Source organism: Donghicola eburneus, from assembly GCF_900115865.1.
Classification (GTDB): domain Bacteria; phylum Pseudomonadota; class Alphaproteobacteria; order Rhodobacterales; family Rhodobacteraceae; genus Donghicola; species Donghicola eburneus.
Genome location: NZ_FOXY01000003.1, coordinates 339,284 through 352,554 on the forward strand (window position 1 = coordinate 339,284; position 13,271 = coordinate 352,554).

Consider the following 13,271-nt stretch of genomic DNA (forward strand, 5'->3'; position numbering starts at 1 on the left):
TTAACCTTTCACTGCTTTAACGATCTTCTCCGCGCCATCGCTAAGGTTGTCAGCGGCAATCACGTCGAGACCAGAGGTATTAATAATCTCTTTACCCTTTTCGACGTTAGTACCTTCGAGGCGAACGACCAGCGGAACTTGCAGGCCGACCTCTTTAACAGCTGCAATTACGCCTTCTGCGATGACGTCGCAGCGCATAATTCCGCCAAAGATGTTCACGAGGATACCTTTTACATTGGGATCCGAGGTGATGATCTTGAACGCTTCGGTCACTTTCTCTTTGGTGGCGCCGCCCCCAACGTCGAGGAAGTTTGCAGGCTCTGCGCCGTAAAGTTTGATGATGTCCATGGTGGCCATCGCCAGACCCGCACCGTTCACCATGCAGCCGATTTCACCGTCCAGAGCGATGTAGTTCAGGTCGTACTTCGACGCTGCCAGCTCTTTGGGGTCTTCTTCGGTTTCGTCGCGCAGGGCTGCAACGTCCGCGTGGCGGTAGACAGCGTTGCCGTCAAAGCCCAGCTTGGCGTCCAGAACCTTGAGGTTGCCGTCTTCCATGACGATCAGCGGGTTGATTTCCAGCATCTCCATGTCCTTCTCGACGAAGGCGGTGTAGAGCTGGCCCATCAGCTTAACGCACTGCTTGACCTGTGCGCCTTCCAGACCCAACGAGAACGCGATGCGGCGGCCGTGGTAAGGCTGGTAGCCGGTTGCGGGATCAACAGAGAAGGACAGGATCTTTTCGGGGGTCGACGCGGCGACTTCCTCGATGTCCATGCCGCCTTCGGTCGAGCAAACGAACGAGATGCGGCTGGAGACGCGGTCAACCAGCAGCGCGAGGTACAGTTCGCGGCTGATGTCCGAGCCATCTTCGATGTAGATGCGGTTCACCTGCTTGCCGGCGGGGCCGGTCTGGTGGGTCACCAGCGTGCGGCCGAGCATCTTTTTGGCTTCTTCGGCTGCTTCTTCAACCGACTTGGCCAGGCGAACACCGCCCTTTTCACCAGCGTCAGCTTCTTTGAAAGTGCCTTTGCCGCGACCACCAGCGTGGATCTGTGCTTTTACAACCCAAAGGGGGCCGTCAAGCTCACCAGCAGCGGTTTTAGCGTCTTCGGCCTTGAGCACGACGCGGCCGTCGCTGACCGGTGCGCCGTATTCGCGCAGCAGTGCTTTGGCCTGATATTCGTGAATGTTCATGGACCTGTCCCATCTTGCTGAAATTCGGTGTACATATACGCCTATGCGATGAGCGTATTAAGGAGTTTTTGCGTGACAGGCTTGAAAATCGGCATATTTCTGCCTTTTGTGATCACAGCTTTTGGGGGTGTGATCACAAGTCTTTGCGGTGTTGCACAAAGATTCGCATGAGGTCCGGCGCTAACATAAGTTGGTCCGTTGTGATGACGGTCAAGGAGCCTGCACCGTTGGTTATGGCCAATGTGGGGTGGCATCTGTCCCTTGGGGCGACAGAGGTGCATGTCTACCTGGACGACCCAGAGGATTCAGTGGCCGATCAACTGGAGGTAGTTGACCGGGTCAACGTGATCCGATGTGACGACGCCCATTGGGACCGAATGACTGTCAGCCCGACGGGCACACGTCAGACCCGTCGCCAAGGTGTGAACGCGACCGATGCCTATCGCCGGACGAAAACCGATTGGATGATCCATCTGGATGCCGACGAGTTCCTGATGCCAGAGCGCCCGATCGGCCAATTGGTCGCCGAATACGCAAGGAAGGGCCGGTTTCTGCGGATTCCTCCGTGGGAACGCACATATCTGACGTCTAGCGCCCCGCAAAGTTTGTTCGAGGGTGGGTTTCGGCTCCCGTATGTCGGTAAACTGAAGGATGACCAGAACACGTTCTGGCGCGCCACCCCCTTTCTGACCAAAGGGCTGACAGGCCACTCGGTAGGCAAGGCTTTGGTCCCCACTGGGAAGGATTGGCGGATTGGCATCCATTCCCCGCGCGAGGGCGAGCGGCGGCTGCTCGGGGATTATGTTCCCGAGATTGCTTTGCTGCACTTCGATGGCATGACGCCGCTGCATTGGATGCTGAAGGTGCTGCGGTATGCTCACCTGCCGCGAGAGGTGGTCGAGGGCATGCTTGGGGGTCATCGGCGTGAACAGGTCTTGATGGCGCTGCGGCGCTCCCAATCACACGCGCGCCTTTTGCAATTCCATAACCGGCTCAAAGTTACAGATGGCGGCCTACGCGCTCGGCTTGAAGCGCGGGATATGTTTGTGGATGCGCCTTTTGAACCGGCCGAGCAAATCGCTGCGCACCTGGGTTACACGCCAGATTTGTCGGTCGATGGATTCGACGCGCTGCTCCGAGAACGCGCGAGCGATTTGCTGGACAGACTAAAATGAAAAACGCGCGCCGGTGAGGGCGCGCGTTCCAAAAACTCAGACCGTTGTGGCGATTATGCCAGCGAGGGGTCGATCTCTTTGCATGCAGCAACGAGGCCTTTGACCGCGTCGACCGACTTGTCGAACATGGCCTGCTCGTCTTTGGACAGCTTGATGTCGACGACTTTCTCGATGCCGTTTTCACCGATGATGGTGGGAACGCCAACGTAGAAACCTTCGAGGCCGAACGCGCCATCAACGTAGGCCGCGCAGGGCAGCAGACGCTTCTGGTCTTTCAGGTAGGCTTCGGCCATTTCGATCGCCGAGGTCGCAGGTGCGTAGAACGCCGAACCGTTGCCCAGGTACTTCACGATTTCTGCGCCGCCATCACGGGTGCGCTGAACGATGGCTTCCAGCTTCTCTGCAGTGGTCCAGCCCATGTCGACCAGATCGGGCAGAGGAATACCGGCTACGGTCGAGTAGCGGGTCAGCGGAACCATGGTGTCGCCGTGGCCACCCAGAACGAACGCGGTCACGTCGCGCATGGAGACATTGAACTCCAGCGACAGGAAGTGACGGAAGCGTGCGGAGTCCAGAACGCCAGCCATGCCGCAAACTTTGTTCGCGGGCAGACCCGAGAACTGCTGCAGGGCCCAAACCATCGCGTCAAGCGGGTTGGTGATGCAGATGACGAATGCGTCGGGCGCGTGGGCTTTGATGCCTTCGCCAACCGATTTCATCACCTTCAGGTTGATTCCCAGCAGGTCGTCGCGGCTCATGCCGGGCTTGCGGGGGACACCTGCGGTTACGATGCAAACGTCTGCGCCAGCGATGTCGGCGTAGTCCTGAGTGCCCTTCAGTGCGGCGTCAAAGCCAGCAACGGGGCCGGATTCTGCGAGGTCGAGCGCCTTGCCCTGGGGGGTGCCTTCAGCGATGTCGAACAGAACGACGTCGCCGAGTTCTTTCATTGCTGCCAGGTGTGCAAGGGTGCCGCCGATCTGACCTGCGCCGATAAGGGCAATCTTGGGTCGAGCCATGGATTTCATCTCCGGGTCGGTTGAAATTGGGCTTTTGGGTAGTGCTTTGTTTGCGTCCGCGCAAGTGTGCTGCGACGCGGCACAGGGAAATCAGCGGCTTATGTGAACGCTAACCCTATGCTAAAGCCCTATTTGTATGCGCTTTTTTGAAAGGAACTTTCGTGATCGATTTTAGCCTCGTCTTCTTTGCGATCACGATCCCGGCCGTGATTTTTGCTGGAATAACAAAGGCGGGCTTCGGATCGGGGGCGTCTTTTGCCTCTGCTTCGATTCTGGCTTTGCTGCTGGAACCGGGCATCGCGCTGGGAATTATGCTGCCGCTCTTGATGCTGATGGATGTGTTTTCGCTGCGCCCCTATTGGAAGCGTTGGAACAGCCGTGATGCGTTGCGGATCATTATCGGCGCAGTGCCCGGTGTAGCGCTGGGGGCCTTTCTGTATGACCTTGCGAATCCGGATGTCTTTCGACTGCTGATCGGCGGGATCTCTACCGCATTCGTTGTATGGGCGATTGCGCGGGCGCGGGGTTGGCTTACGGTTTCAGGCGCGCCTTTGGGGGCAGGATGGGGCGCTTTTTCGGGTGTGATGGCAGGGTTCACAAGCTTTGTCAGCCATGCAGGCGGCCCGCCGGTGGCCGTCTATTTGCTGCGTCAGGGCATGGACAAGACCACATTCCAAGCAACGACGATCATCGTATTTTGGGCCATCAATTTGATGAAGTTCATTCCCTACGCAGCTTTGGGAATCTTTACCAAGCAGACCTTTCTAGCTGATTTGATGCTTGCGCCATTTGCGGTGCTCGGCGTCTACTTGGGGGTGAAGGCACACAAGCTCGTGCCCGAGAAGCCCTTTTTCATTTTCACATATGTTGCGCTTACCCTGACCGGCGCCAAACTGATCTTTGATGCATTGTCCTAAAGTATTCTGCGTTGCGGCAAGATTGGGCTTGAAATAGTCGGTCGGAAATGCATTCATCCGCGCAACTTTATTGCGAGGAGATTAGCGATGGACGCGACCACACGGCCCACCCGCTCGGTACTATACATCCCCGGCTCCAAAGAGCGCGCTCTGGAGAAGGCAAAGACTTTGCCAGTCGACGCGATCATCTTTGATCTCGAAGACGCGGTCGCGATCGACGAGAAGGTCGGCGCCCGTGACACTCTGAAAACGGCTCTGGCCGAGGGCGATTACGGCAACCGTTTGAAGATTGTTCGCATCAACGGTCTGGACACTGAATGGGGCGAAGATGACGCTCGGGCGGTGGCAGACATGAACTGCGATGCGGTGCTGCTCCCCAAGGTCGATGGCCCCGCTCAGCTGGATGCACTGGCGGCTCTGGTCGGTGACAAGCCTTTGTGGGCGATGATGGAGACGTGCGCTGGCATGTTGAACGCCAATGCAATTGCGGCGCATCCGCAGCTCAAGGGCTTCATCATGGGCACCAACGATCTGGCCAAAGAGTTGAATATGCGGTTCCGCGCGGACCGTCTGCCGCTGATCACCAGCCTGCAGCTGTGTCTGCTGGCGGCCAAAGCGAATGGCGTAATCGTCGTGGATGGTGTCTATAACGCGTTCAAAGACGACGAAGGTCTGAAGGCTGAATGCGAGCAAGGCCGTGACATGGGCTTTGACGGCAAGACACTGATCCACCCCGCACAGGTCGCGGTCTGCAACGAAGCGTTTGCCCCGTCAGAGGCCGAGGTTGATCTGGCCAAACGCCAGATTGCGGCGTTTGAACAGGCAGAAGCCGAAGGGCAGGGGGTCGCGGTGGTCGATGGCAAGATCGTCGAGAACCTTCACATTGTCACTGCAAAGAAAATTCTGGCACAAGCGGAGGCAATTGAAGCTCTAGCCGCGGAGTAAGCCAGAATGCTTATCCTTATCCTCGGTCTCCTGCTCTGGGCAGGGGGCCACTATTACAAGCGAATTTTACCCGTCATCCATGAGCAGATGGGGCAGAAGGCCAAGGGCCTGTCGACCCTGCTGATCGTGTTGGGCCTTGCGATGATGATTGTTGGCTACCGGAATGCCGCGTTTATCAATGTTTGGTATCCGCCCATGTGGACCGTCCACCTGAATAACCTGCTTATGCTGGTTGCGGTGTTCGTGTTCGGAACCGCGCATACCACGGGCCGCCTGCGTGGCTGGACCCGCCACCCGATGCTGATCTCGGTCAAAATCTGGGCGGTGGCGCATTTGCTTGTGAATGGGGATCTGGCCTCGATCATCCTGTTTGGCGGAATGCTGCTGTGGGCGGGCATGCAGGTCATGCTGATCAACCGTGCTGAGCCCGAGTGGGAACGCCCCGAAAAGGGCTCTGCCAAAAAGGACATCCTTCTGGTGGTCATCACCTTGGTTGCGTTCGGCGCGATCACTGGCATTCACATGGCCTTGGGCGTCTCGCCCTTCCCACAAGGATAAGACTGATGAGCAAAATCTATCGTTTTTTGACCGAGGACGACACCTCGGACTTTTGCCACAAGGTGACTCTGGCCCTGTCCAACGGCTGGGAGCTGCATGGCAACCCGACTTATTCGTTTGATCATGCGGCAGGAAAAATGCGCTGCGGTCAGGCGGTCACCAAAGAGATCGAGGGTGAGTACACCCCCGGCATGAAACTCGGAGAGCAATGACATGAGCAAGACCAACGCGGGACGTTTCTTTGAAGATTATGCAGTGGGCCAAGTGATTGACCACGCGGTTCCGCGGACGGTCTCGGGCGGGGAGCGGGCGCTGTACCACGCGCTCTATCCTGCCCGACATGCGCTGTATTCGTCGGACGCCTTTGCGCAGGCCAGCGGTCTGCCCAAGTCGCCGATGGATGATCTGATCGCATTCCACACCGTGTTCGGTAAAACCGTCCCTGACGTATCGCTGAACGCCGTTGCGAACCTTGGCTATGCCGAGGGCCGGTTCCTGAAACCTGTGTATGAGGGCGACACCCTGCGTTCGCGCAGCGAAGTGATCGGTGTCAAAGAGAACTCGAACGGCAAGACCGGTGTGGTCTATGTGCGCACCCAAGGCCTGAACCAGAACGACGAAGTGGTCATGGAATATGTCCGTTGGGTGATGGTCCGCAAACGCGACGTCACCGCGCCTGCGCCGGATGCAGTTGTGCCCGATCTGAAAAAGGTTCTGGCGGTCGAGGATCTGGTGATCCCCGAGGGGTTGGATTTCACTAATTATGACTTCACCTTGGCAGGTGAGGAGCATCGCTGGGCCGATTACGAGGTCGGGGAGAAAATCGACCACGTGGACGGCGTGACCATCGAAGAAGCCGAGCATATGCTGGCGACCCGCCTGTGGCAGAACACCGCGAAGGTTCACTTCGATGCCACCTTCCGCGAAGATGGCAAGCGTCTGATCTACGGCGGTCATGTGATCTCGATGGCGCGTGCACTGTCGTTTAACGGCCTAGCCAATGCACAGATGATCGCCGGCATCAACGGCGGCGCCCACGCTAACCCCTGCTTTGCGGGGGACACTGTGAAGTGCTGGACCGAGGTCTTGGATAAGGCCGAAACCAGTGCCCCCGGCGTTGGCGCATTGCGTCTGCGTCTGGTCGCGACAAAGGGCGGCGAACCGTTCAACCTGAAGGGTGAGAACGGCAAATACCTGAGTGAAGTACTCTTGGATCTGGACTACTGGGTTCTGATTCCCTGTTAACGCTAAAACGTGATCACACTTATTAACGGTGTGATCACGTTTGAAAAAAATATGTCGGAAACACGATAAAATGCTGCCCTGCGGCACGTTGGAGCCGTGACAGATCGCGAAAATCGGCTATCAATCTGCCCGAGGCACCGCGGCCACCTGGGAGTCGGCTGCGCAACCGAAAGGAAGACTTATGGCTGATGTGAATCGGGGCAACCGCCCGCTCTCACCGCACCTGACGATCTATCGCTTGCCGATTACTGCGATTACGTCGATCCTGACCCGTATCACCGGAAACGCCCTGCTGGTTGCAGCACTTATGACCGTTTGGTGGTTTCTGGCGGCCGCGTCGGGCCCTGAATATTACGACTTTGCCAACGCTGTGATCACCAGCTGGTTTGGCGATCTGGTTATGGCGCTGTCCGTACTGGGTCTGTGGTACCACACGCTGGCAGGCGTCCGTCACCTGATCTGGGATCAGGTCATCGCTCTGGACATCAAAACTGCCGAAAGCCTGAGCTGGCTGGTCATCATCGGATCCGTCGCACTGACCGTGCTGACTTGGATCATCATGTTGATCGCATAAGAGGAGAGCGTCAGATGGCATATCTTACCCCCCGCAAGCGCGCGACTGGCATGGGCTCGGCAAAGTCGGGCGTGGCACATTTCTGGAACATGAAGGTCAGCTCGATCGGTCTTCTGATCCTTGTGCCCCTGTTTGTTTTCACATTTGGTCCGGCACTGGGCAGCAGCTACGAGGAAATGGTTGCGTATTACCAGCATCCGTTCCCCGCGATCATTGCGATCCTGACCCTTGGTGTTGGTTTCATGCACTTTAAGAACGGTTTTCAGGTCCTGATCGAAGACTACGTTCACGGTGCTGCCGGCCAGTACTCGATCATCGCTATGAACTGCCTGTGCTACGCCGCTGCGGCAACCGGCATCTTCTCGATCATCCGCATCGCACTTTAAGTCAGAGAGGCGCAGATGGCTGCATACGAATACGAAACCCACGATTATGACGTGGTGGTGGTTGGCGCTGGTGGCGCTGGCCTGCGTGCAACCCTTGGCATGGCCGAACAGGGCCTGCGCACCGCTTGTGTGACCAAGGTTTTTCCGACCCGCTCGCACACTGTTGCGGCGCAGGGTGGTATTGCTGCTTCGCTGGGGAACATGGGGCCCGACAGCTGGCAGTGGCACATGTACGATACTGTAAAAGGCTCGGACTGGCTCGGTGACACCGACGCGATGGAATATCTCGCGCGTGAAGCCCCCGCCGCTGTGTACGAACTGGAGCACTATGGTGTGCCCTTCAGCCGTACCGAAGAAGGCAAAATCTACCAGCGTCCCTTTGGTGGTCACACCACCGAGTTCGGCGAAGGCCCGCCCGTACAGCGTACCTGTGCGGCAGCTGACCGGACCGGTCACGCGATCCTGCACACCCTGTATGGCCAGTCGGTCAAGAACAACGCGGAATTCTACATCGAATACTTCGCGCTGGACCTGATCATGTCCGACGATGGCGTCTGCACTGGCGTCGTCTGCTGGAAGCTGGACGACGGCACCATGCACGTCTTCAACGCGAAGATGGTTGTTCTGGCGACCGGCGGTTACGGCCGTGCCTACTTCAGCGCCACCTCGGCCCACACCTGCACCGGCGACGGTGGCGGCATGGTGGCCCGTGCGGGTCTGGCGCTGCAGGATATGGAATTCGTTCAGTTCCACCCCACCGGTATCTACGGCGCAGGCTGTCTGATCACCGAGGGTGCCCGCGGCGAAGGCGGCTACCTGACCAACAGCGAAGGCGAGCGGTTCATGGAGCGCTATGCTCCGAACTACAAAGACCTTGCCCCGCGTGACTACGTGTCCCGCTGTATGACCATGGAAATCCGCGAAGGTCGCGGTGTTGGCGCCGAAGGCGACCACATCCACCTGAACCTGTCGCACCTGCCTGCAGAAGCGCTGCACCTGCGTCTGCCCGGTATTTCGGAATCGGCACGTATCTTTGCTGGCGTCGACGTCACCAAAGAGCCGATCCCCGTTATCCCGACCGTGCACTACAACATGGGCGGCATTCCCACCAACTACTGGGGCGAAGTGCTGAACCCGACCTCCGAAGACCCGACTGCGGTTGTTCCCGGCCTGATGGCTGTGGGCGAAGCTGGCTGTGCTTCGGTACACGGTGCGAACCGTCTGGGCTCGAACTCGCTGATCGACCTCGTGGTCTTTGGCCGTGCCGCCGCGATCCGTGCGGGTGCTGTGGTGGACAAGGACACATCGATCCCCGCGACCAACGTGGCTCAGGTCGAGAAGTGCTTCGATCGCTTCGACGGTATCCGCAACGCACAAGGTGGCACCCCAACCGCAGAACTGCGTCTGGAAATGCAGAAGACCATGCAGCGTGACGCCGCCGTCTTCCGTACCGCCGAGACCATGAAGCAGGGTGTCGAGGACATGACCGCCATCGCGGGCAAGATGGGCGACCTGAAGGTCACCGACCGCAGCCTTGTCTGGAACACCGACCTGATGGAATCGCTGGAACTGACCAACCTGATGCCGAACGCGCTGGCCACCATCTACGGTGCCGAAGCCCGTCATGAATCCCGCGGCGCCCACGCGCACGAGGATTACTCGGAGCGTGACGATGAAAACTGGCGTGTGCACACCGTCAGCCGCGTCGATGGCAACAAGGTCGATCTGTCCTACCGTCCGATCATCACCGATCCTCTTACCACCGAGGACCAAGGCGGCATCGAGATCAAGAAGATCGCGCCCAAGGCACGTACCTTCTGATGGGTCTTGCGGGGGCATATCGGGCGGGTCTTCCTGCCGGATTGCTGCTGGGGCTGGCAGCTTGCGGATCGCAAGCGCCTGTCTCGCAGGCTCTTGCACCGGCTGACCGGATGGATGCCTATCAGGCTGTCCGTCCGGTGGTTGCAAACTATATTCCTGCGGCGCAGGTTGATGTGGTCACCTCTTGTGTGATCCAGACAGCCCCCGCCGCGGATATTTCGAACTTTGCCCAGACGGGTGGGGCGATCGGCGAACAGCAGACGCTCCGCATTCTGGACCTGATCAAGGCGCCTCGCGCCAACGATTGTATCGCGAAACAGCTTCTCTGAGAGGAGAGACCCATGGTTGAATTGGCTCTGCCCAAGAATAGCCGTATCACCACAGGCAAAACCTGGCCCAAGCCCGAGGGCGCGACGAACCTGCGTACCGTGCAGATTTATCGCTGGAACCCTGATGACGGCAAAAACCCCAGCGTCGATACCTACTTTGTCGATATGGACACCTGTGGTCCGATGATTCTGGACGTTCTGATCAAGATCAAGAACGAGATGGACCCCACGCTGGCCTTCCGCCGCTCGTGCCGCGAAGGCATCTGTGGTTCGTGCGCCATGAACATCGACGGCATTAACACGCTGGCCTGTATCTATGGCACCGACGAAGTCAAAGGCGACATCAAGATCTACCCGCTGCCCCACATGCCCGTGGTCCGCGACCTGATCCCCGACCTGACGCACTTCTACGCGCAGCACGCCAGCATTATGCCTTGGCTCGAAACCAAGACAAACACCCCCGCCAAAGAGTGGAAGCAGTCGATTGAAGACCGCGAGAAGCTGGACGGCCTGTATGAGTGTGTGATGTGCGCCTGCTGCTCGACCAGCTGCCCCAGCTACTGGTGGAACGGCGACCGCTACCTCGGGCCAGCAGCGCTTCTGCACGCCTACCGCTGGCTGATCGACAGCCGCGACGAGGCGACTGGTGAGCGTCTGGACAACCTTGAAGACCCCTTCAAGCTGTACCGCTGCCACACCATCATGAACTGCGCGAAAACTTGCCCCAAGGGTCTGAACCCCGCCAAGGCGATCGCGTCGATCAAGAAAATGATGGTTGATCGGGCCTACTGATCATACCAGATCTAGCAATGTTAGCGCGCCGCTACCCAATACTGGGGAGCGGCGCGTTGCGTTTGCGACACAGTTCTAAAGGACATGCTGCACCTGCAAAGGTGTAGGGGTGTTCTTCGGAAAAAAGAGGATCATATCAACGGGCAGGGAGGAGCTACCTAGTTCAAAAGGTGCTCACATGTTGGAAGTTAAACTTTCCCCTGCCGACGAAGCTCTCGAGCAAATGTTCGGTTACTACACTCCCGAAGCCGAGTTGGCTGCTCCGGCCCCGACTGCGTTCGAGGAAGAAGCCGCGAACACCGACTACGCGGAATATTTCGAGGCCGCGTAATTTGCGACCTCGCAGCCCCGTGCAGGACCCTCCTCCTTGCATGGGGTTTGCTTTTCCAGCGCAAGCTTTTAGGTCTGAGCGCATGATCCCCAGAGGAGCCTCCGTATGATTGTCGCTGTTGGATTGATCATTGCCTTTGTGCTGGTGCTGATCTTCTCGAACCGCCAAACGCGCAACTGCCGTTGGCGCGAGAACCGTCGCAACGATCGGGACGGCCAGCGCTACTATCACTGCGTCAGTTGCGGGGCAGAGACGTGGGGCGATCCCAAGCACCCCCCGAAAGTCTGTCTAAAGCCCGACACAGACAGCGAGGTCTGACCTCGCCCTAACGTGCTATGTCGCATTTGGGCTTTTTCTGGCGCGCATCCTGTGGCCTTCTTTCTGTTGCAAGACAGGAGACGCCCATGTGCAATGCCCCCTCCGACGCTGAGGCCCGCCGCGCGATCAAGCCGGTGATCTGCTATCCGACGGACACTCTGCCTGAACCCGACATGGCGGTTTATGAAGCGGCCCGCATTGGGGCAGAGGTCGTAGATACAGTGATCGTCCCCCCGCGCGAGGCGGCGAGTTTCACAGCGCCCGCCGGGCAATTTTTTCGCATCACCTCGGTCGAAGGGCCTCAGGTCGGCGACCTGAACCTGTGGCATGCGAACGATCTGTCAGAGCGGTTTTTCAGTGGCAAAACCCGCGCCCTGCACGGCACCCATGTCACGACCGACGACCGTTTGTGGTCTAACCTGCCGCATATGCGGCCCATGGCGACGGTCACCCACGACACCTTAGGCTGGTACGGAATTGACCAGTACGGTGGCTCTGTCCACGACGTGATCGGCACACGCTGCGATCCTTACACCCATAACCTGTTGTCCGGCGGGCAGTATCACCACTGCTGCCATTCGAACCTTACACGGGCGTTATCGGATCACTCTGGCCTGTCTTTGGCCGAGGCAGAGCCCCACGTCCACGATGTGCTGAATGTCTTTATGTGCACAGGCTTCACCCGCGATACCGGCCAGTACTTTATGAAGGCCAGCCCCGTGCGCCCCGGCGATTACATCGAATTCTTCGCGGAGATCGACCTGCTCGGAGCGCTCAGCGCTTGTCCAGGGGGCGATTGTAGCAGCGAACATTCCAGCGACTCCGCCGCCTGCTATCCGCTACAAATCGACATCCTGCGCCCCGCAGCAGGGACGCTGGATCGTTGGCATGCGCCCGCAGTGAACGGCTATGACCGCAGCCACGGGCGGTAGCCGTCAAGCAAACGCCGCTTCCAAAGCGATCTCGACCATCTCGCCAAAGCTGCGTTCGCGATCTTCCGACGGCAGCGCCTCACCGGTCTGCAAATGGTCAGAGATTGTCAGAATCGCCAACGCCCGGCGACCATATCGCGCCGCCAATGTGTACAGCTCGGCCGCTTCCATCTCGACCGCGAGAATGCCGTGACGGGTCATCTGCTCGTTCAGATCAGGACGCTCGTCATAGAACACGTCCGAGCTATAGATCCCGCCCACATGAGGCACCGACCCCCGCGCTTCGGCCGCAGCCACAGCGGCCCGCAGCAATCCGAAATCAGCACAGGGCGCATAGTTCAACTCGCGGAAAATCCCCGACGATGGTGTCGACAGAGTCGAACTGGTCATCGCGATCACCAGATCGCGAATCTTGACCTGCGGCTGCATGCCCCCGGCCGATCCGATCCGGATCAAGGTCTGCGCGCCATAGTCCTTGATCAATTCGTTTGCGTAGATGGACAGCGAAGGCATACCCATCCCACTGCCCTGAATGGTCACGCGATGCCCGCGCCACGTGCCAGTGAACCCCAGCATCCCGCGTACTTCATTCACAAGTTCGGCCCCGTCCAGAAACGTCTCGGCTGCCCACTTGGCCCGATAGGGATCACCCGGCATCAGCACGGTCTCGGCGATCTGCCCCGGCTTTGCACCAATATGTACCGTCATCGTTAAGTCTCCCGCATTTACCTGACGGTC

Annotated in this window: 17 protein-coding genes; 14 read left to right on the plus strand and 3 right to left on the minus strand. The window is 58.6% G+C overall.

What is annotated here, in order from left to right:
• The gene (gene sucC / locus BM225_RS07095) at positions 1-1,194 is read right to left on the minus strand and encodes an ADP-forming succinate--CoA ligase subunit beta (protein ID WP_072707863.1); all 1,194 of its coding nucleotides are present in this window, start codon (positions 1,192-1,194) and stop codon (positions 1-3) included.
• A 203-nt stretch (positions 1,195-1,397) separates the two neighbouring features.
• Here sucC and BM225_RS07100 point away from each other — a divergent pair, with 203 nt between their 5' ends.
• Positions 1,398-2,369 (plus strand): glycosyltransferase family 2 protein, encoded by a 972-nt coding sequence (locus BM225_RS07100; RefSeq protein ID WP_177218578.1) that lies wholly within the window; start codon positions 1,398-1,400, stop codon positions 2,367-2,369.
• Between the two features lie 53 nt (positions 2,370-2,422).
• Here BM225_RS07100 and mdh read toward each other — a convergent pair whose 3' ends face one another.
• Complete coding sequence (gene mdh / locus BM225_RS07105; RefSeq protein WP_072708096.1) at positions 2,423-3,385, minus strand: malate dehydrogenase; 963 nt, start codon at positions 3,383-3,385, stop codon at positions 2,423-2,425.
• Between the two features lie 161 nt (positions 3,386-3,546).
• Here mdh and BM225_RS07110 point away from each other — a divergent pair, with 161 nt between their 5' ends.
• The 13 genes from BM225_RS07110 to BM225_RS07165 all read left to right on the plus strand — a co-directional run bounded on the left by BM225_RS07110 (position 3,547) and on the right by BM225_RS07165 (position 12,533).
• Positions 3,547-4,302, plus strand: a complete 756-nt coding sequence (locus tag BM225_RS07110; RefSeq protein WP_072707859.1) for a sulfite exporter TauE/SafE family protein — start codon at positions 3,547-3,549, stop codon at positions 4,300-4,302.
• Positions 4,303-4,389: 87 nt separating this feature from the next.
• Positions 4,390-5,247: an HpcH/HpaI aldolase/citrate lyase family protein gene (locus BM225_RS07115; protein WP_072707857.1), complete on the plus strand. Its 858-nt coding sequence runs from the start codon at positions 4,390-4,392 to the stop codon at positions 5,245-5,247.
• A gap of 6 nt (positions 5,248-5,253) precedes the next feature.
• The gene (locus tag BM225_RS07120; protein ID WP_072707855.1) at positions 5,254-5,805 is read left to right on the plus strand and encodes an NnrU family protein; all 552 of its coding nucleotides are present in this window, start codon (positions 5,254-5,256) and stop codon (positions 5,803-5,805) included.
• 5 nt (positions 5,806-5,810) lie between these two features.
• Entirely contained in the window at positions 5,811-6,017 is a 207-nt protein-coding gene (locus BM225_RS07125; protein WP_072707853.1) for a DUF1737 domain-containing protein, read from the plus strand.
• 1 nt (position 6,018) lies between these two features.
• Positions 6,019-7,050: a MaoC family dehydratase gene (locus BM225_RS07130; RefSeq protein WP_072707851.1), complete on the plus strand. Its 1,032-nt coding sequence runs from the start codon at positions 6,019-6,021 to the stop codon at positions 7,048-7,050.
• A gap of 181 nt (positions 7,051-7,231) precedes the next feature.
• Positions 7,232-7,624, plus strand: a complete 393-nt coding sequence (sdhC, locus tag BM225_RS07135; protein ID WP_072707849.1) for a succinate dehydrogenase, cytochrome b556 subunit — start codon at positions 7,232-7,234, stop codon at positions 7,622-7,624.
• 14 nt (positions 7,625-7,638) lie between these two features.
• Complete coding sequence (gene sdhD, locus BM225_RS07140; protein WP_072707847.1) at positions 7,639-8,010, plus strand: succinate dehydrogenase, hydrophobic membrane anchor protein; 372 nt, start codon at positions 7,639-7,641, stop codon at positions 8,008-8,010.
• A gap of 15 nt (positions 8,011-8,025) precedes the next feature.
• Positions 8,026-9,831: a succinate dehydrogenase flavoprotein subunit gene (gene sdhA / locus BM225_RS07145; protein ID WP_072707845.1), complete on the plus strand. Its 1,806-nt coding sequence runs from the start codon at positions 8,026-8,028 to the stop codon at positions 9,829-9,831.
• Positions 9,831-10,160 carry a hypothetical protein gene (locus BM225_RS07150; RefSeq protein ID WP_072707843.1) on the plus strand — a complete coding sequence of 110 codons (330 nt, stop codon included), beginning with the start codon at positions 9,831-9,833 and terminating at the stop codon, positions 10,158-10,160. Before sdhA ends, BM225_RS07150 begins: the two co-directional genes overlap by 1 nt.
• 12 nt (positions 10,161-10,172) lie before the next feature.
• Positions 10,173-10,952 carry a succinate dehydrogenase iron-sulfur subunit gene (locus BM225_RS07155; RefSeq protein ID WP_072707842.1) on the plus strand — a complete coding sequence of 260 codons (780 nt, stop codon included), beginning with the start codon at positions 10,173-10,175 and terminating at the stop codon, positions 10,950-10,952.
• Between the two features lie 178 nt (positions 10,953-11,130).
• Complete coding sequence (locus BM225_RS21790; protein WP_177218579.1) at positions 11,131-11,283, plus strand: hypothetical protein; 153 nt, start codon at positions 11,131-11,133, stop codon at positions 11,281-11,283.
• 105 nt (positions 11,284-11,388) lie between these two features.
• Positions 11,389-11,601 (plus strand): hypothetical protein, encoded by a 213-nt coding sequence (locus tag BM225_RS07160; protein WP_072707840.1) that lies wholly within the window; start codon positions 11,389-11,391, stop codon positions 11,599-11,601.
• Between the two features lie 86 nt (positions 11,602-11,687).
• A complete protein-coding gene (locus BM225_RS07165; protein WP_072707838.1) occupies positions 11,688-12,533 on the plus strand; it encodes an urea carboxylase-associated family protein in 846 nt (281 codons plus the stop codon).
• Between the two features lie 3 nt (positions 12,534-12,536).
• On the opposite strand, the gene deoD is transcribed toward BM225_RS07165, so the two are convergent.
• Positions 12,537-13,241, minus strand: coding sequence for a purine-nucleoside phosphorylase (gene deoD, locus BM225_RS07170; RefSeq protein ID WP_072707836.1), 705 nt, complete (start codon positions 13,239-13,241; stop codon positions 12,537-12,539).
• Positions 13,242-13,271 lie beyond the last annotated feature (30 nt).